This is a genomic window from Streptomyces sp. NPDC038213, assembly GCF_055600495.1.
Map to the genome: position 1 here is coordinate 62,036 of NZ_JBVJYM010000029.1, position 20,063 is coordinate 82,098.

Genomic DNA, 20,063 nt, shown 5'->3' on the forward strand with positions numbered 1-20,063 from the left:
CCCGGCCTCAGCCGGCGGCGCGGGCGTACGTGAGGAAGACGGCACCCGACTCGAGTACGGTCTGCCCCTCCAGGGTCCACGACGCCGGGTCGAACGCGGCGCCGCGGGAGAAGAGCGGGATCCCGCTTCCGACGGTCAGCGGCGCGAGCTTGAGGACGAGCGTGTCGATCTCGGAGTACAGGGCGCCCGCCAGCTCCCCGCCGCCGATCAGCCAGATGCCCTTGCCCTCCTGCTGCTTGAGCTCCCGCACGGTGGCCGCGGGATCGCCGGAGACGAGCTCGACCCCCGGGTCGGGGCACTCGGTCAGGGTCCGGGAGAACACCAGGTGGCGCAGGTGGGGGTAGGCGTTGGCGATCCCGGCGGCCAGGCCGATCTCGTAGGTGCGCCGGCCTTCGAGGACCGTGTCGAAGCGGGTGCCCGGCGCCGTGACGGACAGGGCCTGCCGGGCGTGCACCGGCAGCGTCTCCGGGTACTCGGCCACCAGGTGCTCGACGTAGTCGGCCGTCACGGGCCAGAAGCCGTCCGGCCCGGTGGGGTCGGCGCCGTCGGGGCCGGCGATGAACCCGTCCAGGGTCGCGGCGACGAAGTAGGTGAGCTTGCGCAAGAAAATGGAGCCTTTCGAAAGGGAGGTGATGCAACGTCATGTCACCCTACGGCGTGCCCTGCCGGGCAGGGGGACGGGCTACGCGCTGCGCCCCGTGGCGGAGCCGAAGCCGAGCCAGGTGTGCCGGTTGTTCCACCAGCACCAGCCGACCTTGGGCGCCTCGCGCCGCTCGCGGCCGTCGCGTCCGGTGCCGTTGCTGATCCAGATCGCCGGAGTCCGGGCGTCGTAGGACCCGTTGGGCTTGCGCAGCCGCGAACCGATGGTCATGAAGCAGTGGTTGCGGTCCAGTACGGACGGCTGCTGGAGCAGCCAGTGGATGCCCTCCGTGAGCACCATCGGGGAGCGCCCCTCGCGGGCGAGCGCGGGCAGGGCCTCCTCGGGGCTCCAGTTCGCCATGCGGTCCCCGCGGTCGGGCCCCGCGACGAGGTACAGCGGGGCGTCCGGCAGCTCCACCCCGTACGGGGCGAACTGGTCGACGTCGGTCATGTCGAGTACGACGAACCCGGGCTTGTCCGCGCGGCGCAGCAGCGGCGCGAGGACGGACGCGGGCGCCCGGCCGGGATGGACGGCGAGCAGCACGCCCTCGCCGTCGGGCCCGCCGTGCCGCTCGGCGAAGGCGCGGAACTCCTCGGCGGGGATCCCTGCGACGGCGGGCACGCCGAGCTCGATCAGGCGCTCCGCCTGCGCGGCGAGCGGCGGCGGAGCCGGCAGCTGCGGGGCGCTCGCGGTCCCGCTGCCGCCGGGGGCGGTGTCGGTGTCGGCCGTGGGCTCGGAGGCGGGGATGGGCACGGTACTCCCTCGGATCGTGGACGGTTGCGGGGGCGGTCGGGCCCGGGTGGGGTTGTCCCCCGCCCCCAGAGTAGTCAAACTTGAATAGATGTGTACGGTACTAAGCTCTGCGGAGTCGTCAGAGCTGGCGAAGACGTCCTGAAAGGGGAGCGCCCATGTCGGCGATCCGGCTTCTGGTCCTCGGAGCGGTCCGCCAGCACGGGCGGGCGCACGGGTACCAGGTGCGCAACGACCTCGAGTCCTGGGGCGCCCACGAGTGGTCGCACGCCCAGCCGGGCTCGGTCTACCACGCCCTGAAGCAGATGGCGAAGGAGGGCCTCCTGCTGGCCCACGAGGTCGCCCCGAGCACCGCGGGCGGCCCGCCCCGCGTCGAGTACGAGGTCACCGACCGCGGCACCGCGGAGTACCTCGCCCTCCTGCGCCGCTCCCTGACCTCGTACGACCAGAAGCGGGACGTCCTGTCGGCCGGCATCGGCTTCATCGTCGACCTGCCGCGGGCCGAGGCCGTCGCCCTCCTGGAGGAGCGGATCGAGGGGGTCCGGCAGTGGCGGGCCTCGGTGACCGAGTACTACGTGCCCGAGGACGGGCCCGCCCAGCTCGGGCACATCGGCGAGATCATGAACATGTGGGTGCACTCGGCCGACAGCGAGGCCCGGTGGACCCGGGGCCTGATCGAGCGGATCGAGGGCGGCGCGTACACCTTCGCGGGGGAGGGCGAGCCCTTCGTCGGCATCCTGCCGGACGGCGCCCCGCCGACCTGCTCGGCGGGCCCCCGCACGGAGGACGGCGGCTGAGGCGGTACGGGTCCGGCCCGTCCCCTGCCGGCCAGTCCTTCGCGCCCTTTCCGTCCTTCCCGTCCCCGCGCTCCGTGGCGGCGCGGTCACGGCAGGTCGGCCGCCACCTCCACGGTCAGCGGGCTGGCCACCAGGAGGGGCGGCCCGCCGTGGCGCGGGGCCAGCAGGACCGTCACCCGCGCAAGCCCCCGGCACCACACGGCCGTACCCTCCCAGGCCGGACTGCGGTCGATCGCGCCGAGTACGGAGACGGCCCCCGCCCGCCCGACCCCTCCGCCGTGCTCAGGATCCGGATCCGGCTCCGCTGCGGGCCCGTTCATCGCCTCGAGGGCCGAGACCACCTGACCGGCCCGGGTGAGGAAGACGCCCCCGTAGCTGTCCCCGCCTCCCCGCTCCAGCGGCGGCCCCTCCACGGCCACGGGCGCGTACCCGACCAGATGCCGCACCGACCCGTGCATCAGCACCCGGCAGCCCGCCCGCCCGTCGCCCGCAGGATCCCCGCCCGGGTCGGAATCGGCGAACAGCACGAGGTCCCCGTGGGACCCGGCCAGCGTGACGCAGACCAACGGGGCCTCGAACTCGACCCACTGGCCGGGCCGCAGATCCGCCTCGCCGAACCACCGTGCGGACTCACGCAGATGCCGGTCCACGCGCTCCAACCGCCGCAGCCGGCCGCGCTCTTCGTCCGCAGCCGGCGCGTCCACGTCGATACCCCCGACGGGCGTGGTCAGCCGCAGCGCCCCGGCCCGCGGAGCCCGCCCGCCCACCGCCGCGAACTGGGCCAGCTTGCCCTCCGACAGGTACAGCAGTTCCCGCACGAGACCCCCCGGATCCGCAGCGGGCCCGAGCCCGCCCGCCACCACGCCGACCCCCTGTCGGCCCGCCCACTGCGCCCTGCACCGCCCATCCTGCCACCGCTCCCGACGGCACCGGCGGGAAATCCGGCAGGAAGATCCCCGGGGCCGTGCGAGGATGCGCCGGATGTCGGTCCTCATACTGAAGCTGCTCCTCGCCCCAGCCCTCGTCGTCGCCTCCACCCTGGCCGGACGCCGTTGGGGGCCGACGCTGGCCGGCACCCTGGTCGCCCTGCCCATCGTCGCCGGCCCCATCCTCCTGATCGCCGCCCTGGAGCACGGCCCCGCCTTCGCCGCCCGCGCGGCATCTGCCTCCCTCCTCGGCCTGGTGTCGCTCGCGGTCTTCGCCGTCGCGTTCGCCCTCCTGGCCCGGACCCGCCGCTGCGGCCACTGGACGGCCGTCCTGCTGCTCGCCTGGCTCGTCTGCCTGGCCGCGGACCTCGCCCTCACCCTCCCGCCCGCCCCACCCGCCACCGCCCTCGTCGTGGCGCTCGCCGCCACGGCCGGCGCCGCGAAGGCCCTGTCCCTGCTCCACGCCGCGGCGCCCACCCGAACCGCCGGGCCCACCCCGACGGCCCCGCGCCGCGGAGCGCCGGGCCCCCGGCCCCCCTGGTGGGACCTCCCCGCCCGCGCCGCGGCCACCGCCCTCCTGGTCGCGGCCGTGACCACCGCAGCCGCCCGCCTCGGACCCGACCTCACCGGCCTCCTCGCCCCCTTCCCGATCGCCACCAGCGTCGTGGCCGCCTTCGCCCTGGCCCAGTCCGGCCCGGACGTCGCCACCGCCACCCTGACCGGGGTCCTGCGCGGCATGTGGGGCTTCGCGGCCTTCTGCTACCTGGTGGCCGTCCTGATCGAACCGCTGGGCACCGCCACCGCCTTCGGGACTGCCACGGCCGCCTCGCTGGGCCTCCAGACCGTCCTCACCCGCCTACGGTCCGGCAGGCGGACGCGGCAGCGCGGGACACCGCCCGGTCCGGCGACGGCCGGACGGGACGGCGTACCCGCCCGCAACCGGCCGTCCGTGCAGGATGAGCAGGACGCGGCCGTGGGCGACCTGAGGAGGGCCCGGTGACGGCCGGCAGCGGTACGAGCGCACGACGGGCCGCCCTGTCGGCCGCGGCCGCGGAGGCCTTCCTCCGCGGCTGAACCGCGCCACCGGCCGCGGTCCCCGGCGGCCACCGGACGGAACCAGCGTGTCAGAGCACCAGGTCGTCGTGCTCGTCGAAGATCCAGCCGTCCTCGTACAGCACTTCGAAGAGGTGGCCGTCCGGATCGGTGAAGTACCCGCTGTGCCCCCAGGGGTTGGGGCCCGCGGGCCGCGTGACCTCGGCTCCCAGCTCGGCGGCCCGGGCCATGACCCCGTACACCTCCTCGGCGCTGCGGGCCACGTACGCGAGGGCGAATCCGGCGAAGCCGCCGGGCTCCCGGTCGGGCATCCGGGCGTCGGCCGCGAAGGCCGTACGGGACTGGAACGCGACCGCGATCCCGCCCAGTTCGAAGAGGGCGAACTCCTCCGAACCCGCCGCGGACCTCCGCCACCCCAGCGCCTCGTAGAAGGCGACCGTCTCGGCGACGTCGCGCACGCCGAGCAGGATCATGTTCAGCCGCTGCCGCATGTGTTCCTCCTGGAAACCCCCACCCCGGCCCGCCATTCTGCCACCCGGCGGTCACGCCTCTGCGTCAGGAGGGCGGGGGCCGGGGCGGCCGGACCGCCACAGCCTTCGCACAGGGCCGCACCCTCCACCCCGAGGACCACGCGCCGCCCGCACACGAACCCGCACCCGCCGAGCGCGGTCCCCTCCGCACCCCGGCCTCACCGTCGGATTTCCGCCAGCACGAGCAGCACCGAGCCCGCAGGCTGGGGCCATGACCACGACAGCGACACCCGGCCCGGCGGCAGCAGCGGCGACGGCCGCGGCCGCGCCCACCACCCCGACGCACCGGCCCACCGCCATCCCTCCCGCCGTCCTCCGGGAGCTCCGCGTACGCGACGACGCGGGCGCGGTCCCGCGCCCCGGCGTGCAGGACGCCCAGGGCGCCCCGCTGCGCTGCTGCCTGCGCCGCGGCCGCGCGGGCGAGGAGGCGGACGTCGCCCTGGTGTCGTACGCGCCGCTGCGGCGGTGGGCGGCGCTCACGGGCGCCGCACCGGGCGCGTACGACGAGGTGGGCCCGGTGTTCGTCCACGCCGGACCGTGCGAGGGCCCGGATCCGGCCACCGGCCACCCCTTCGCGGAGACCGGCGCCCAGCGGGTCGTACGCCGCTACGACGCCCGGGGGGCCATCGCGGGCGGCACGCTCGTCCGCCTCCCGCAGGACCCCGCTGGGGCGCAGGCCGCGATGGACCGTGCCCTGGGAGAGGCCTTCGCGCACCCCGGCGTGGTCCTCGCGCACGTCCGCGCGGTCGAGTACGGCTGCTTCCTGTACGAGGTGAGGGGCCTCCCGGCCGGCACTGTGGCGCCCCCGCACGCGTAGCCCCACGGTGGCGGGGCGGGGCGGGGCGGGGCGGGGCGCGGGGGCGGGCCGGGCAGGCGCGGGACCCGCCGCCCGCCCGTGCACCCGCCCCGCCACCGCCCGCACCCGCCGCCCTCCCTTTGGTCCAGACCTATTGACCCGCGCTCCCGCACGCTCCTACGATCCGGACCGGCACAGCCCCACCTGTCCGCATTCATCCAGAGCCGGGCGTCACGCCCCCCACGCCCTGTCATGGCCATGGCGTTCGGCGGGAAGGGAGCACCGCATGTTCCGTCGAAGGCGACGCCCCCCGCTGCCCACGTCCGGCGACACGTCCGCCGCCGCGCCCGGAGTAAACGGACCCGCGGCCGGCCGCACCCCGAACGGATCGCCGCCCCTGCGGCGCGCCCTCGCCGCCCTGAGCGCCGTAGCCGTCATCGCCACCGGGACGGCCGTGGCCGGATCCGTCACGGCCGGCGCCGCCACCACGGCCGAGACGGCCGCCAACCTGGTCGCCAACCCGGGCTTCGAGAGCGGGCTTTCCGGCTGGACCTGCGCGGGCGGCTCCGGTTCGACGGTCAACACCCCTGTCCGGTCCGGCACTTCCGCCCTCAAGGCCGTCCCGTCCGGCCAGGACAACGCCCGCTGCTCCCAGACCGTCAGCGTCCAGCCCAACTCCGCGTACACCCTGACCGCACACGTCCAGGGCAGCTACGTCTACCTCGGGGCCACCGGGACCGGCATCACCGGCACCACGTCCACCTGGACCCCGAACAGCGCCTCGTACGCCCCGCTCACCGTCAGCTTCACCACCGGCCCGGGCACCACCTCCGTCACCGTCTACGTGCACGGCTGGTACGGCCAGCCCGCCTACCACGCGGACGACGTATCGCTGACCGGCCCGGGCGGCGGCACCACCCCGCCCCCGACGAGTCCGCCCCCCACCAGCCAGCCCCCGACCTCCGAGCCGCCGACCAGCCCGCCCCCGACCAGCCAGCCCCCCACCTCGCAGCCGCCCACCAGCCAGCCCCCCGGCGAGACCTGCCCGACGAAGCCCAAGCCCTCGGGCAAGGTCCTCCAGGGCTACTGGGAGAACTGGGACGGCGCGGCCAACGGAGTCCACCCGGGCATGGGGTGGATCCCCATCACGGACAGCCGCATCGCCGCGCACGGCTACAACGTCATCAACGCGGCCTTCCCGGTGATCCTCTCCGACGGCACCGTCCTGTGGCAGGACGGCATGGACTCCACCGTCAAGGTCGCCACCCCCGCCGAGATGTGCCGGGCGAAGGCGGCGGGAGCGACGATCCTCATGTCGATCGGCGGCGCCACCGCGGGCATCGACCTCAGCTCCAGCACGGTCGCCGACCGGTTCGTCGCCACCGTCGTCCCCCTCCTGAAGAAGTACAACTTCGACGGGATCGACATCGACATCGAGACGGGCCTGACCGGCAGCGGCAACATCAACACCCTTTCCCCGTCGCAGTCCAACCTGATCCGCATCATCGACGGCGTCCTGGCCCAGATGCCCGCGGGCTTCGGCCTGACCATGGCCCCCGAGACGGCGTACGTCACGGGCGGCAGCGTCACCTACGGCTCGATCTGGGGCTCGTACCTGCCGATCATCAAGAAGTACGCCGACAACGGCCGGCTGTGGTGGCTGAACATGCAGTACTACAACGGCAGCATGTACGGCTGCTCCGGCGACTCGTACTCCGCCGGAACCGTCCAGGGCTTCACCGCCCAGACCACCTGCCTCAACAACGGCCTGGTCATCCAGGGCACCACCATCAAGGTGCCCTACGACAAGCAGGTCCCCGGCCTCCCGGCCCAACCCGGCGCAGGCGGAGGCCACATGGGCCCGAGCCTCGTCTCCCAGTCCTGGAACGCCTTCGGCGGCTCCCTCAAGGGCCTGATGACCTGGTCCCTCAACTGGGACGGCTCGAAGGGCTGGGGCTTCGGCGACAACGTCAAGTCCCTCCAGGGCCGCTGACGCACCGCACCACCCGCACGCACACATCAGTCACCGAGGCGGCTGCCCCGACCGGGGCAGCCGCCGCCCTCCACCCCTACCGGGCAGGGCGGAGACCACGACCGACAACACGGCCCCCCATAAGGCTGTTCCGCTCGTACCGCACAGGAACCGCAACCAGGGCGCCCGCGTCCGATGCCCACGGCACCCACCCGGGAGCCCGCAGACAGGGGGACCGAGAGATGCGTACGCCCGACAGACCCCGCAGCCTGGCCGCCCGTACGGCCCTGGCCGCCGCCCTGCTCGCGGCCACGGCCGCCTGCGGCGGACCGGTGAGCGCGCAGCCGCCCACCGCCCACCGGCAGAGCGCCGCACCCGCGGCCGACGGCCCGGCCCGTGCGGCCGGGAACCCCTGCCCGCCGCCGCAGGCCTGGCGCGACGCCCCGGCCCCGACGGTGATCGAGGGCACCCCCGCCAACACCCCGGAGGCCACCCGGCTCTCGGAGGCCATCGGCCGCCTCGGGGAAGGCGCGTACGCCGATGTGTACGGGACGCTCATCAACGACCACCCCGCCGGCCGGGTGGCCCTGTGCGTGACGGACCCGGCCCGGGGACGGGCACTGATCGCCGAGGCGGCCCGGCTGGACCCGGAGGCGGACACGACGCGCGCCGACCTCTACACGAGCCGCTACGCCCTGCGCGAGCTGGTCGCGCACACCGACCGCCTCATGGACCTGAGCGAAGGCAACCGCTTCGGCTTCCCCCTGCACTCCGTGGCGCCCTCCGCGGACTCCTCAGGACTGGACGTCGGCACCTCCGCCCGGGGCGCCGCGTCCGCGGAGCTGCGCGCCAGACTGTCCGCCGCCCTCGACGGCATTCCGGTGACGCTCCACGAAGAGGAGCAGCCGGTCCTGGGCTGAGCCCGGGCCGCGGCGGCTAGCGCGCCCGCGGCGGGTGCGCGCCCGCCTACAGGAACCCCGCAGCGGCCCTGGAGCCGCCGCCGGCCGCGGCGGAGGCCGCCGTAGCCTGTGCGGGTGACGCTGCGCAGCCTGCACGACCGATCCGCCCTCGCCGACCGCTTCGGCCGGGACCCCGCGATGCACCTGATGGAACTCGGCGACCTCGACGACCTGTTGTGGCCGTACACCGCCTGGTACACGCTCTCCGACGACGGCCCCGTCGCCCTGCTCTACGCGGTCGGTGAGATCCCGACCCTCCTCGCCTTCTCCCGCCCCGGACAGGCCGCCGAACTGGAGCGGCTGGCCGAGGCGCTGCTGCCCGTCCTGCCCCGGCGCTTCTTCGGCCACCTGACCGGCGCCGCGGGCAAGGTGCTGGAGTCCGCGTACGGGATCCGGCCCCACGGCGCCCTGCTGCGCATGGAGTTGACCGAACCGCAGCGCGCCGCCGGGCACCCGAACGGCCCGTGGCGGCCCGCACCGCTGGGCCGGGAGGACCTGCCGGAGCTCCTGGACCTCTTCGGGCGGGCCTACCCGGGCAACTGGTTCGACCCCCGGATGCTCGACACCGGGCAGTACGTGGGCGCCCGGCACGGGGACCGGCTGGTCGCCGTGGCGGGCGTCCACGTCTACTCGGCGGTGTACCGGGTCGCGGCCCTCGGGAACGTCGCCACGGACCCCGGCCACCGGGGCCGAGGGGCCGGCGCGGCCTGCGTGGCCGAGCTCTGCCGCCGCCTCTCCGCCACCACCGACCACGTCGGCCTGAACGTCCGCTCCGACAACGCCACTGCCCTGGCCCTCTACCGCCGCCTCGGCTTCTCCGGTGTCACGGAGTTCACCGAGGCCACGTACACGGCCCTGCCCTGAGGGCGGGGCCGCCCGCGTCAGGGGGCGTCGACCAGGACCCTGCTGCCGCCGGCCGGCACCGCGGCGACGAGCCCGTTCGCGTAGGCCGACTGCACGCGCGAGCGCTCCGTGGCGTTCGGCACGGCGTTGGTGCAGGCCGTCCCGGCGCTGGAACCGGACATCAGCTGGCTGCACGGCCCCGGCTTGGTGTCCGGCAGGCCCAGGCTGTGGCCCAGCTCGTGCGCCGCGATCCGCGTCTTGTCGTACCCCTGGGCCACGGCCTGGGAGCCGAGTTCGACCCGCACCTGCCGCCCCGGGCGCACCGGCCCGAGGGTGGCCTGCGGCCAGCCGGTGGTGGCCACGATGACGATCTCGGCCCGCACGCCCGGCGCGGCCTCCACCAGCCGTACGTTGCTGACGCTCGCGTTCCACGAGGCCACCCCGGCCGCGATGGCCGCCTCCCAGCCGCCGGCCCGGCTGTCGTCGTAACGAAGCGTCACCACCGCAGCGGCGGCGTCCGGTACCGCCGCGGGCGCGGGCGCAGCGGTCGCCGCGGTCGCCGCGGCCAGGACCAGCGCGGCGGCGGAGGTTCCGGCCTTCAGCCAGGTACGCAGGGGCATGGTCGTGCTCCTTCACAGGTGGGGGGGACCCGGCCCGTGGGGTGGAGCCGGGGCGCAGGAGGGGAGCCGCCACCACCGACCGATGGCCCGGACACCCGTCCGGCCGCCCCTCGAAGCCCTAAGAACGTAGCCCCGCACCCCCCGAAACCGTCATGCACCTGCCAGCCAATTCCCACCCCCAGTCAGGCCGCTGCCCGGTCAGCGGGCACTACCGGGGCACGCCAACCCGCTGAGCAGGCATGGGACTTGGAAGTGGCAGCAGCCCACCCCGGTCCACTTCCCCACCCAGCCGGGGGCATTGAGCGGGTACTGGCCTTCCGGCGGCCGGTGGCCAGGTGGCACGCGGCCGGAATCCGAAGCCGAAGCGAGCGGGTCGGGACCCTATGCCCCCGCAGCCTCCCCGGCCGCGGCCTCCGGCGGCCCCTCCGCCACCCGCTCCAAGTCGAGCAGCAGCGACCGCAGCCAGGCATCGGCCGCGTAGAAGCCGCCGGTGTCCTCCTCCGGTCCGTCGTGGCGGACCGCCGCCCAGACCTCGTGGCGGGCGAGCCCGAGCGGGGGCGGCGGAGCGCCGCCCAGGGGGTCGAGCAGGGCGGACAGCAGCAGCATCCGGCCCGCGACCCGGTCCCCGAGCCGGGTCACGGCCAGGGCCGCGCCCCCTTCCGCGGGGCCGCCGGATCCGGCAGGCGCCGCCGGGGGAGCGAGGGCCCGCTCCAGGCCCCAGAGGACGTGGTGCCCGGTCAGCAGCACCGCCTGCCAGTCGCGCTTCGGCGCCCCTTCGCGCGCAGGCTCGCTCTGCAGCTGGGCGAAGGCCGACTCGGCCAGGACGATCCAGTGGTGCAGCGCCCCGTACCCCGCGCGGTCGTCCTGGGCGGCCGTACGGCCGGCACCGGACGCCAGGGCCACGGTGGTGGCGACCACCGTCTCGGCTCCGGCGCGCAGCATCGCCGCGCACGAGCGCCGCACCTCGTCCTGCGCCCCGCGCGGCCAGGCCAGCAGACCGAAGACCGCGCCGATGACGCTGCCGATCAGCACGTCCACCAGCCGGACTTCGGCCAGCTCCCAGGTCGCGGGCGCCAGCTGCGCGAAGACGAGGGCCACCACGAGGGCGAACATCGCCTGCGCCCAGCCGACGCCCTTGACCGGCCCCACCGTGAAGGTGACCAGCAGCAGGGGCAGCATCACGACCGCGTACACGGCCGTGTCCGTTCCGACGAGCGCCAGCACCCCGGCGGTGACCAGGGCGCCGATCAGCGTCCCGGTCAGGGCCTGGCGGACGCTGGTGCGTGTCGCGGCCACCGTCGTGCGGGTCAGGCTCAGGGTCGCGAGCAGCGCCCAGAAGCCGTGGGGGAGGGTGGCCACGCCCGCCACGGCCCGGGCGGCGGCGAGAGCCAGGCTGATGCGGACGGCGTTCTGGAAGAACACCGAGCGGCTGCCCGCGTGCCCGACCAGGCGCCGCCACCACAGCTCCGGGGCCCGCTGGGAGGCGTACGAGAACCGGTGCGGGGGCACCTCGGCGGCCGCCGCCCGGCCCCGCACCGCCAGCCTCGACGCGTAGGACAGCGCCAGCGCGGCATCGGCCAGCTCGATCAGGGCCGCCCGGCGGCGCAGCGCGCGCGTGGGCACCCCACCGGCGGGAGCGGCGGCCAGCAGCGCGCGGGCCCGTGCCGTATCGGAGTCACCGCCGTCCCCGCCGGCGCCCTCCGCGCCCCGGTGCCCCCCGTCCCGGCCCCCCGCGCCCCGCAGCCTGTCCGCCGTGCCCGCCGCGGACCGCGCTACGGCGTCCAGCAGGCCCGGCCCGTCGGCGGCGGGATCCCCGCCCGGCGGCGCCGCGGGCAGCCGCAGCAGCCGGTTGACCAGCGTGCGCGCGGCCAGCCCGGTGTGCGCCAGCGCCCGCGAACGCACGCCCGGACCCGCGGGCCGCTCCGCCTCCGGGACCAGCGAGGGCCGCAGCGCCTCGCCCGCGGCGGCCGCCGCCTCCCGGACGGCCGCGGACAGCCCGCCCGGGGCCCCGGCCAGGTCCCGCGCGCAGCGCTCGGCGGTGAGCGCCGCGCGGGCGGCGAGCTCCCGGTAGGGGACGGTCGGGGGATCGGGCAGCAGCCAGGCCTCGGCGGCGATCAGCAGGACCAGCCCGGCGGTCGCCCCGGCCAGCCGCTCACCCAGCGTCCCGGGGGCGTAGGGCGGGAAGGACGGCAGGATGTACATCAGCTGCAGGCCGGGCGCGGCGCCCGCCGGCCGCGGCCCGCCCACCGCGACGAAGGCCAGCGCGAAGCCGATGACCAGCATCCCGGCCACCGCGCTCCAGGTCCGCACGGCGAGGAACGTGCCCGCCGCGATGAGCAGCCAGACCGCCGGCACCAGGCGCACCAGCGCCTGCGCCCGCTGCCGGCCCGTACCGGGGATCCGCGAGAGCCCGGCGAGCGCGACGGCCGTGAACAGCGCGTACGTGGCGGAGACGCTCTGCCCGAACCCGTACAGGAAGAGGTAGAACCCCGCCCCGGCCGCCAGAGCGACCCGCAGCGCCCCGCGCGCCGCCCGCACGTACGCGTCGGGCACCGCGGGTCCGGTCACTGCTTCGGGGGGTCGACGACCGGCAGGGCCGGCGGCAGTCCGTCGGTGCGGGACCGCGGCTCGGGCAGCCTGCCCTGGAGGAGGGTGCCGCCGGGGTGGCCGTCGTCGGCGTCCAGCAGGGACGGGCCGTTCATCACTCCACCTCGCCTGGCCAGGTGCGCTGATCCGTCGGCACGCATCGCGGAGGACGGGTCGCCCGGACCGCCGGAGTGCCCACCGGGCCGGTCGGACCCGGGCGCACGCGATCGGGCCCTCCCATCGTGGCACGCCCCCGATACGGGTGCCAGCGGGTGCCGGCGGGGTCGGGCGACCCCGCCGGCACCCCTGGTCCGGTACGCCTACGGGTTGCGGACCGGCTCCGTCAGGAGGGGCAGTACGGCGGGCACGCCGGCCGCGGTCTGCTTGACCGCCGCGCCGAGGGTCTCGCCCTGCGCGTCGACGATGCCGCCGACCAGCCCGCCGCCCAGGGCGGCCGCGCCGGCCGGACCGGTCAGGACGGTGTCGGAGGCGGCGGGGCTCGTCAGGAAGGACTCGGTGCCCGCCGGGGCCGCCGAGGCCGTCGGGGCGAGGGCGAGGGCCAGTCCGGCCACGAGGACGCCGGTGGCGCCGGCCTTGTGGAGCCTGTGCATGGGAAGTGCCTGTTCTCTCAGTGCTACGGGTGGGTGGACGAGGGTTCCTGCGGAACGGCTACGACCCGAGGTACTGCTCCGCAAGCCGGGTCCCCTCGACCCTGGCCCGGATCTTCGCGAACGCGGTGTCCCGGGGCGTCGACTTGTCGTCGGAGAACGGTGCGAACCCGCAGTCGTCGCAGGTGCCGAGCTGCTTCAGCGGGATGAACTCCGCGGCCTCCAGCACCCGGTCGCGCACCTCCTGGGGGGTCTCGACCCGCGGGTTGATCGGATCGGTCACCCCGATGAACACCCGCTGGTTGGGCTTGAGGTGGTCCCGTACGAGGGCCAGCACGCTGCGGCGGTCGGGCTCGCTGGACATCTGGAGGTAGAAGTTGCCCGCGTGCAGGTCGAAGAAGCGCGGCAGGAACTTCTTGTAGTCGACGTCCGCGCTGTGCGTGGAGTCCTGGTCCCCGCCGGGGCAGGTGTGCACGCCGATGCGCTGCCGCTCCTCGGGGGAGAAGCGGTCCAGTACCTCGTTGTTGAGGGCGATGAAGCGGCGCAGCATCCCGCCGTCCGGGTCGAGCTTGAAGGAGACGCGGCCCTCGGTGAAGTCCATCTGGACCTTGTGGGCGCCCCCGTCGAGGCAGCCGCGCAGGTCCGCCTCGGCCTCGTTCACGAGGTCGTCGTGGAACTCCTCCTTCGAGTATCCGCTGATGCCCAGCGGCGGGTAGAACATGCTCAGCATCGACGGCGCGATCACGGCCTGCTTCACGGGCAGGTCGGTCATCGACCGGATCGTCCGCAGCACCTCGCGGGTCTTCTTCAGGTAGTCGCCGGCGTGCGCCTGGTACCGGAAGTCCGGTTGGGTCAGCAGGGGCAGCTGGCGGGTGTGCCCGTCCGCGAACGGCACGACCTGCCCGCCAGGGTTCAGCCTCAGCCCCGCCACGGGGTACGTGGCGAAGCTCGGCTTGCTCTGCTCGCCGTCGGTGATGACCGGCGAGCCGGTCGCGATGAACTTCTCGATCGTGTCGCGTAACGCGCGCTCGCGGTGCTGATCGAGCTCCCGCAGCCCGATCCGCCCCTTGGCGTAGTCCTGGTTCGCCTGGATCAGGTGCGCCGGGCGCGGGATGCTGCCGATCGGCTCGGTCGGCAGGGAGACCCGGCCGCGGCTGCGGCCGGGCACCCCGGGCCGCGCCTGCGCCGCGACCCCGCCCGCCCCGACCCCGCCGACGACCGCCCCGGCCCCGGCCGCCGCTACGGCGGCGTACCCGGCGGACTTCAGGAACCCGCGCCGGCCGCTGCCGCCACCGGCTCGAACCGGCTTCCCCTCGTTGAACGTACCCACAGCCATCTGCTCCTTCGCAGAGATCCGAAAGACCCCCGTGCCGGGGGTCGCAACGGGAACGCGACAGGGCAACTGAAGGAAGTGGCAGCGGAGTTGGCTTTCACCCCCTGGTATGAAGAACTGGCTGGGACCACCAGATTCCTGGCTGATCTTCATACGGCCGGGGCGTGGTTCCTCTCAGCCCCGGTGCGCGGTGCGCTCCGCGAGCCAGCCCGCCATGGCGCGCACACCCACGCCGATCGCCCGGTCGACGGCGGCCTGGCCGGGCAGGGCCCGTCCGGCGCCGCGGCCGGCGCCGGCCGCGTGCGCGCTGCCGGCCGCCCCGAGCGCGGCGGCTGCGCCTGCCGCGGCGGCGCCCAGGACGGTGCGGCGACGCGGCTCTGATACCTGATGGTCGGTCATTTTTACTTGTCCCCGGAGGTATTGACGGCCCGTCGACCGCATGGGCAGCGACGGAGGGCGACAGCATCGGCCACCCAAGATCACCGTGCAACCCGGAAGGGAGAGGTCCGGTCGGGGGCGTGCGAGAGCGCCCGGCGCCCCGCCTATGGGGGGCGGGACGACTCGGGCGCGCTCACTCGGAGAGGCCGCGGGCGGGACTCGTACCGGGGGTCGGGAGGCTGCGGGGTCAGGGCTTGGGCAGGGTGCAGTCCCGGCGCCCGAGGTCCACGGCGTTGCCGGTTCCGATGCATCCGGCGACCGGTGCGGTCTGCGTGGCGTATCCGCGTCCCCGGTGGACCGCGGTGCCCTCCGCGCCGACCTCGCACGGGTTGTTGAGCTCGCACTCCCTGCCGTCGCGGTTGCTGGTGCTGTTCACCGCGACGAGCTCCCGGGTCCGGGCGTCGACGACGGGGGAACCGGAGCTTCCGGGCTGCGTGCTGCACTCCTTGGCGTACCGGATCGCGTCACGCGACGTGTACGGGCCCTCCTTGAGCGTCGGCACCACGGCCTCGGCCCGGCACGACCAGACACCCTCCAGGAAGCTGGACGCCACCTCGATCTCCTGCCCCGGGACGGGACCGGACGGCGCCAGCAGCAGCGCCTCCGCCTTGTACTTCCGCCGGATGTCCGCGTACGTGGAGTCCAGCTGGGCCAGCATGACGTCGGTCCCGGTCATCGTCGCGTAGACGACCCGTCCCGTCACCGGGCCGAGTTCACGGCCCGCCGGGCTCAGCACGGTGCCCTCCACGGGCGCGCTCCCGGCGCCCTTGTCGGTGACCACCTCACCGGGCTTCGGCCGCGCCCCCGGGTAGCAGTGCCCGTTGGTCAGCAGCAGCGCCTTGTCCTCGTCGCGGGCGGTGCGCGGGCGGACCAGGGAAGCAGAGCAGTTGGAGAGCTTCACGGTGCCCGCGAGATTGCCGGCGGGTGCCGGGTTGCTGGGGATGCCGGGGCAGCTGCCGTTCGCGGCCTTGCCGTCCCGGAAGAAGTCGACCACCTTGGATCCGCAGGCGAGTGCCAGGGTCTTCATGGAGGAGTGCGAGGCGTCCATGACGGTCAGCAGGGATCCCCCGATCCGCTGGTGCATCATTTTCGTCCACGCGTAGGGCGTGACGATCTCGAACTTGTGGCCGGACAGCTGGAGCCGGCTCTTTCCGGGCTTCAGGTCCCACGGCGTGCCCGCCGGCCAGCCGGCGCAGTACACGAGGGGCTGGTCGTCGAAGTCCGAGGCGAACGGGTACTTCGCCTGCCGCTCCTTCCGCATCCTGAGGAGATCGGAATACGTCCGCCCGTCGGCACTCGCATTGCACATGAAGGCGTCATGGGTGAAACCGTAGTTCTGCCCCTTGTCCCCGAACCCGAAGGACTTCCCGGCCTTTTCCTTCTGCCCGGCCGCCCCTCCCGCGCCGTCCTTCCGAAGCTCCGCCAGCTTTGCGGCGGACCGCTCCCACTGGCTCAGGATGCCTTCCAGTCCGGTATCGAGGTTGGGTGCGAAGGCCGAACGGCCCATCTTCTCCTGCAGGGCCCTGAGCGCGGATTCGACCTTCTCGGGCGAATTCCCGAATCCGTAGGCTTCATTCTTCGTGGCCAGCCAGGCGATGAACCGCCGGTATTCGGCGTGGGACTGCGCCAGACTTGCGTTCACGGCCGCGTTCTGCCCGACCGGGGACATGACCGAGTCCAGCCACATGCGGTCCACGCGGTGGTCGAACATCGAGCGGTAGACCGCACCCAGCGCGGTGCCGCCGGAGTTCCCGTAGAAGTTCATCTTGCGGTACCCCAGGAGCTGGCGGACGCGGTCCATGTCCCGGGCCGCGTTCTCCATGGTGATGGAGAGCGCCAGCGGCCGGTCCTTCGCTATGCACGCGCGCTTCTCGTCCGCCTGCCGCTCGAACGCCTCCCTTTCGGTCTCCCCCTCCCGCTGGGAATCGGGCGTCGCGCAGTCTATCTGGGCGCTGTATCCCGTCCCGCGGGTGTCTATGCCGATGAAGTCCCACCCGTCGTTCAGGGGCCCCAGCCGGCTGCTCAGCAGTTCGTACGGGGTCTGGGTGCCGGGATATCCGGGCCCTCCGGGGTTGCTGAACAGGGCGCCGGTCCGCTTCCCGGTGGCCTTGATCCTGCTCACCGCAATATTGATCTTCCGGCCCGCGGGCTCGGCGTAGTCCAGCGGAACCGGAACGAGCGCGCATTCACTGCGGCTGTCCTTGGGGTTCCAGTCCGCCGCCTCCCGGCACGGCTGCCACGTCACGCCCGCCGGCGCCGCGGCCGGGGCCGCACCGGCGGGAACGGCCGCCAGGGTGATCAGTGAGGCGACAGCACTGATTCCGACTGCGATCGACGGGACGGTCAAGTACCGCAATATCCACACCTCTTCGATGGCGACAGCATGAGTGCCCGGCTGCGTTCCTGCCGGGCAGGAACAAGACTGGTCGGCGAACGCAGCAGCCATCCGTCGGAATTGTGTCAGTCGGCGCTCGGTCGGCCCGCCGGAGGCCGGGCGAGGCACCCCCCGCCTCCGTCTGGTCCGGTCACCGGCCATGCGATAGATTCGGCCAGCCCCCGCCCCCCTCGGCCCCATGGAGACGCACCTCACAATGAGCGACATCATCAACGGACTTGGCCGGACCAGCGCCTACGGAGCGCTCGGCCTGGTGCTGCTGATCCTCGGCATCGTGCTGGTGGACGTCCTGACCCCCGGGAAGCTGCCCAAGCAGATCTGGCAGGAGCGCAACCGCAACGCCGCCGTCATGCTGAGCTCCGCCCTGCTCGGCATCGGCGGGATCGTCTTCACCTCGATCTGGACCACGTACGACGACTTCGGCAAGGGCCTCGCGTCCACCGCCGCCTTCGGACTGCTCGGCCTGGTCCTCATGGCTGTTGCGTTCCTCGTGCTCGACCTGGTCACCCCCGGCAAGCTCGGCGCCATAGTGGTCGACCCGGAGCCGCACCCCGCCGTATGGGTCACCGCCTCCTGCAACCTGGCCGTCGCCGCCATCGTCTCGGCCTCCATCGCCTGACGCGCGCCCCGCGCCCCACGAAGGCGCCGCCCCCGAGGGGGCGGCGCCTTCGTGCATTTCCGGCTCCGGCCCAGCGGCGGCACCGCCCCATGTCACATCTCCCGCCCCCCGCCCGTCCTTGTGGCGAACGACCACGGCGGCGGGGCAGTACCGCCGCACGGACACGGAAAGCAGAACCATGGAACTCAGCGTTCACACCTTCGTCAGCCTCGACGGCGTCATGCAGGGCCCCGGCGGGCTCGAGGAGGACCCCTCCGGCGGCTTCGACCGCGGCGGCTGGCTCGTACCGCACAGCACCGAGGGCCAGCTCGACGCGGTCGGCGAGTGGTTCGGCCGCGCCGAAGCCCTCCTGCTGGGGCGGTCCACCTTCGCCATGATGCGCTCGTACTGGTCGCAGGTGACCGACCCCGACAACCCCGTGGCCACCACCTTGAACACCGGCCACAAGTACGTCGTCAGCAACACCCTCACCGATGCCGACGCTGCCTGGGGCAAGACCACCGTCCTGCGCGGCGACGACATCGTGGAACAGGTGCGCCGCCTGAAGGAGCAGCCGGGCGGCGAGCTCCAGGTGCACGGGAGCTGGCAGCTCGTCCGCACCCTGCACGACGCCGGACTGGTCGACGTCCACCGCCTGATCCAGTTCCCCGTCGTCGTCGGCTCCGGCAAGCGCCTCTTCGGCCACGGCGCGGTCCCGGCCGCCTACCGCATCACGGAATCCCAGGTGGTACCCGGCGGCTCCGGGGCGGTCGTCCTCACCCTCCGCCGTACGGCCACGGGCACCACCGGCACCGGCGAGTTCACGGTCCTCGACGGCCGCGAAGCCACGGCGTAGCCGCCGCACCGCCCCCCGGCCCCGTACCCGTACGCCGCGGGACCGGGGGAGCGCTGCTCACAGGAAGCGGCGCAGCGGCCGTATCGAGAGCTCCCGGGCCCGCTGGAGGGCGGAGCGGCGGCGCCAGCGCCCCGGGGCGATGCGCGTGCTGTCCCGCAGGTCGCGGTCGAAGTGCCCGTCCAGCGTGCGGGTGACGGCCGGGTCCAGCACCGCCAGCATGACCTCCTCGTCGTGGTCGAGGGACCGGCGGTTGAAGTTGGACGAGCCGACCAGGGACAGCACCCCGTCCATCGTCATGATCTTGGCGTGCATCATCGTGGGCTGGTACTGGTGGATGCGCACCCCGGCGGCGGTGAGCTCCTCGTAGTGGTACTGGCCCGCCAGTTGGCACACGCGCTTGTCGGTGTGCGGGCCGGGCAGCAGGATCTCGACGGTGACGCCCCGGCGGGCGGTGGCGCACAGCAGCCCGACGAAGTAGTCGTCCGGGGCGAAGTACGCGGTCGCCAGGCGCACCCGCTCCTGCGCGGACTCCAGGACCACCCGCATCAGGGTCTGCATGTCCTGCCAGCCGAAGGCGGCCGAGCCGCGGACGACCTGCACGACGGCGGAGCCCGCGGGCTCGTGGTCCACGAAGCGGTCGCGGTCGTCGAAGAGGTGGGGGTGGCACTCCGCCCAGTTCTGGGCGAACGCCGCGGCGATGCCGTCGACGGCGGGCCCGCGCACCTCGACGTGCGTATCGCGCCACTCGTGCGGGTTGCGGGCATCGCCGCACCACTCCTCCGCGATGCCGACACCGCCCGTGAAGGCGGTCCGCTCGTCCACGACGAGGACCTTGCGGTGGCAGCGGTGGTTCTGCTTGAGCGGGGACAGGAAGACGGGCCTGCGGAACCAGGCGACGTCCACCCCGGCCGTGCTCATCCGCTCCAGCAGGTCCCGCTCGATCAGGCGGCTGCCGAAGCCGTCCAGGAGCAGCCGGACGCGCACGCCCCGGCGGGCCCGCTCGGCCAGTGCCTCGGCGAACCGGCGGGCGATGTCGCCCTTCCAGTAGACGAAGGTCATCATGTCGACGGTGTGCCGGGCGGAGGAGATCGCCTCGAGCATCGCGGTGAAGATCTCGTCACCGTTGCGCAGCGGGCGCACGGAGTTGCCCTCGGTCGCGGCGATGCCGATGAGGCGCTCCAGCCGGCGGCGGATCCGCCGGATCCGCTCCTCCGCGGTCGCGTCCGCCCCGGACGGCCGGGCGGTGACGGCGCCGCCTCCACGGGCCTGCGCGCCCTCGGCGGGACCGGTACCCGTGTCGGCGGTGGTCATGGCCCTCCTCCTGGGGTTGTGCCGGCGGCTGCCGGAATCGTCCGAGGCTCGT

Annotated in this window: 20 protein-coding genes; 8 read left to right on the plus strand and 12 right to left on the minus strand. The window is 74.2% G+C overall.

What is annotated here, in order from left to right; genetic code table 11:
* Positions 1 to 7: 7 nt before the first annotated feature.
* Both ACZ7JZ_RS29120 and ACZ7JZ_RS29125 read right to left on the minus strand, forming a co-directional pair.
* The gene (locus tag ACZ7JZ_RS29120; protein WP_470944416.1) at positions 8 to 604 is read right to left on the minus strand and encodes a dihydrofolate reductase family protein; all 597 of its coding nucleotides are present in this window, start codon (positions 602 to 604) and stop codon (positions 8 to 10) included.
* 78 nt (positions 605 to 682) lie between these two features.
* On the minus strand, positions 683 to 1,315 hold the full coding sequence (locus tag ACZ7JZ_RS29125; RefSeq protein WP_470944493.1) for a DUF5701 family protein: 633 nt from the start codon (positions 1,313 to 1,315) through the stop codon (positions 683 to 685).
* Between the two features lie 233 nt (positions 1,316 to 1,548).
* On the opposite strand from ACZ7JZ_RS29125, the gene ACZ7JZ_RS29130 reads away from it, so the two are divergent.
* Complete coding sequence (locus ACZ7JZ_RS29130) at positions 1,549 to 2,187, plus strand: PadR family transcriptional regulator (RefSeq protein ID WP_470944419.1); 639 nt, start codon at positions 1,549 to 1,551, stop codon at positions 2,185 to 2,187.
* Between the two features lie 86 nt (positions 2,188 to 2,273).
* Here ACZ7JZ_RS29130 and ACZ7JZ_RS29135 read toward each other — a convergent pair whose 3' ends face one another.
* Entirely contained in the window at positions 2,274 to 3,005 is a 732-nt protein-coding gene (locus tag ACZ7JZ_RS29135) for an SAVMC3_10250 family protein (RefSeq protein ID WP_470944421.1), read from the minus strand.
* Between the two features lie 163 nt (positions 3,006 to 3,168).
* Here ACZ7JZ_RS29135 and ACZ7JZ_RS29140 point away from each other — a divergent pair, with 163 nt between their 5' ends.
* Entirely contained in the window at positions 3,169 to 4,113 is a 945-nt protein-coding gene (locus ACZ7JZ_RS29140; RefSeq protein WP_470944423.1) for a hypothetical protein, read from the plus strand.
* Positions 4,114 to 4,237: 124 nt separating this feature from the next.
* Here ACZ7JZ_RS29140 and ACZ7JZ_RS29145 read toward each other — a convergent pair whose 3' ends face one another.
* Entirely contained in the window at positions 4,238 to 4,657 is a 420-nt protein-coding gene (locus ACZ7JZ_RS29145; RefSeq protein WP_470944425.1) for a VOC family protein, read from the minus strand.
* 250 nt (positions 4,658 to 4,907) lie between these two features.
* Here ACZ7JZ_RS29145 and ACZ7JZ_RS29150 point away from each other — a divergent pair, with 250 nt between their 5' ends.
* The 4 genes from ACZ7JZ_RS29150 (at position 4,908) to ACZ7JZ_RS29165 (ending at position 9,287) form a co-directional block, all read left to right on the plus strand.
* Positions 4,908 to 5,513, plus strand: a complete 606-nt coding sequence (locus ACZ7JZ_RS29150; protein ID WP_470944428.1) for a DUF1203 domain-containing protein — start codon at positions 4,908 to 4,910, stop codon at positions 5,511 to 5,513.
* Positions 5,514 to 5,778: 265 nt separating this feature from the next.
* Positions 5,779 to 7,485, plus strand: coding sequence for a carbohydrate binding domain-containing protein (locus ACZ7JZ_RS29155; protein ID WP_470944430.1), 1,707 nt, complete (start codon positions 5,779 to 5,781; stop codon positions 7,483 to 7,485).
* A gap of 221 nt (positions 7,486 to 7,706) precedes the next feature.
* Positions 7,707 to 8,384, plus strand: a complete 678-nt coding sequence (locus tag ACZ7JZ_RS29160) for a hypothetical protein (RefSeq protein WP_470944432.1) — start codon at positions 7,707 to 7,709, stop codon at positions 8,382 to 8,384.
* Positions 8,385 to 8,498: 114 nt separating this feature from the next.
* Positions 8,499 to 9,287 (plus strand): GNAT family N-acetyltransferase, encoded by a 789-nt coding sequence (locus ACZ7JZ_RS29165; RefSeq protein ID WP_470944434.1) that lies wholly within the window; start codon positions 8,499 to 8,501, stop codon positions 9,285 to 9,287.
* Between the two features lie 17 nt (positions 9,288 to 9,304).
* On the opposite strand, the gene ACZ7JZ_RS29170 is transcribed toward ACZ7JZ_RS29165, so the two are convergent.
* The 7 genes from ACZ7JZ_RS29170 to ACZ7JZ_RS29200 all read right to left on the minus strand — a co-directional run bounded on the left by ACZ7JZ_RS29170 (position 9,305) and on the right by ACZ7JZ_RS29200 (position 17,096).
* Entirely contained in the window at positions 9,305 to 9,886 is a 582-nt protein-coding gene (locus ACZ7JZ_RS29170; protein WP_470944436.1) for a snapalysin family zinc-dependent metalloprotease, read from the minus strand.
* Between the two features lie 381 nt (positions 9,887 to 10,267).
* Positions 10,268 to 12,454 carry an FUSC family protein gene (locus ACZ7JZ_RS29175; protein ID WP_470944439.1) on the minus strand — a complete coding sequence of 729 codons (2,187 nt, stop codon included), beginning with the start codon at positions 12,452 to 12,454 and terminating at the stop codon, positions 10,268 to 10,270.
* Positions 12,451 to 12,588 carry a hypothetical protein gene (locus ACZ7JZ_RS29180; protein WP_470944441.1) on the minus strand — a complete coding sequence of 46 codons (138 nt, stop codon included), beginning with the start codon at positions 12,586 to 12,588 and terminating at the stop codon, positions 12,451 to 12,453. Before ACZ7JZ_RS29180 ends, ACZ7JZ_RS29175 begins: the two co-directional genes overlap by 4 nt.
* Positions 12,589 to 12,792: 204 nt before the next feature.
* Positions 12,793 to 13,083, minus strand: coding sequence for a hypothetical protein (locus ACZ7JZ_RS29185; protein WP_470944443.1), 291 nt, complete (start codon positions 13,081 to 13,083; stop codon positions 12,793 to 12,795).
* 58 nt (positions 13,084 to 13,141) lie between these two features.
* Complete coding sequence (locus ACZ7JZ_RS29190) at positions 13,142 to 14,416, minus strand: cobalamin-independent methionine synthase II family protein (protein ID WP_470944445.1); 1,275 nt, start codon at positions 14,414 to 14,416, stop codon at positions 13,142 to 13,144.
* A gap of 171 nt (positions 14,417 to 14,587) precedes the next feature.
* Positions 14,588 to 14,812, minus strand: coding sequence for a hypothetical protein (locus ACZ7JZ_RS29195; RefSeq protein WP_470944448.1), 225 nt, complete (start codon positions 14,810 to 14,812; stop codon positions 14,588 to 14,590).
* A gap of 226 nt (positions 14,813 to 15,038) precedes the next feature.
* Positions 15,039 to 17,096, minus strand: a complete 2,058-nt coding sequence (locus ACZ7JZ_RS29200) for an alpha/beta fold hydrolase (protein ID WP_470944451.1) — start codon at positions 17,094 to 17,096, stop codon at positions 15,039 to 15,041.
* A 346-nt stretch (positions 17,097 to 17,442) separates the two neighbouring features.
* Between ACZ7JZ_RS29200 and ACZ7JZ_RS29205 the strand changes: the two genes are divergently transcribed.
* Together ACZ7JZ_RS29205 and ACZ7JZ_RS29210 are read left to right on the plus strand one after the other, a co-directional pair.
* Positions 17,443 to 17,865 (plus strand): DUF350 domain-containing protein, encoded by a 423-nt coding sequence (locus tag ACZ7JZ_RS29205; RefSeq protein ID WP_470944454.1) that lies wholly within the window; start codon positions 17,443 to 17,445, stop codon positions 17,863 to 17,865.
* 178 nt (positions 17,866 to 18,043) lie between these two features.
* A complete protein-coding gene (locus tag ACZ7JZ_RS29210) occupies positions 18,044 to 18,700 on the plus strand; it encodes a dihydrofolate reductase family protein (RefSeq protein WP_470944456.1) in 657 nt (218 codons plus the stop codon).
* Positions 18,701 to 18,757: 57 nt separating this feature from the next.
* On the opposite strand, the gene ACZ7JZ_RS29215 is transcribed toward ACZ7JZ_RS29210, so the two are convergent.
* Complete coding sequence (locus ACZ7JZ_RS29215) at positions 18,758 to 20,011, minus strand: phospholipase D-like domain-containing protein (RefSeq protein WP_470944457.1); 1,254 nt, start codon at positions 20,009 to 20,011, stop codon at positions 18,758 to 18,760.
* Between the last annotated feature and the right edge of the window lie 52 nt (positions 20,012 to 20,063).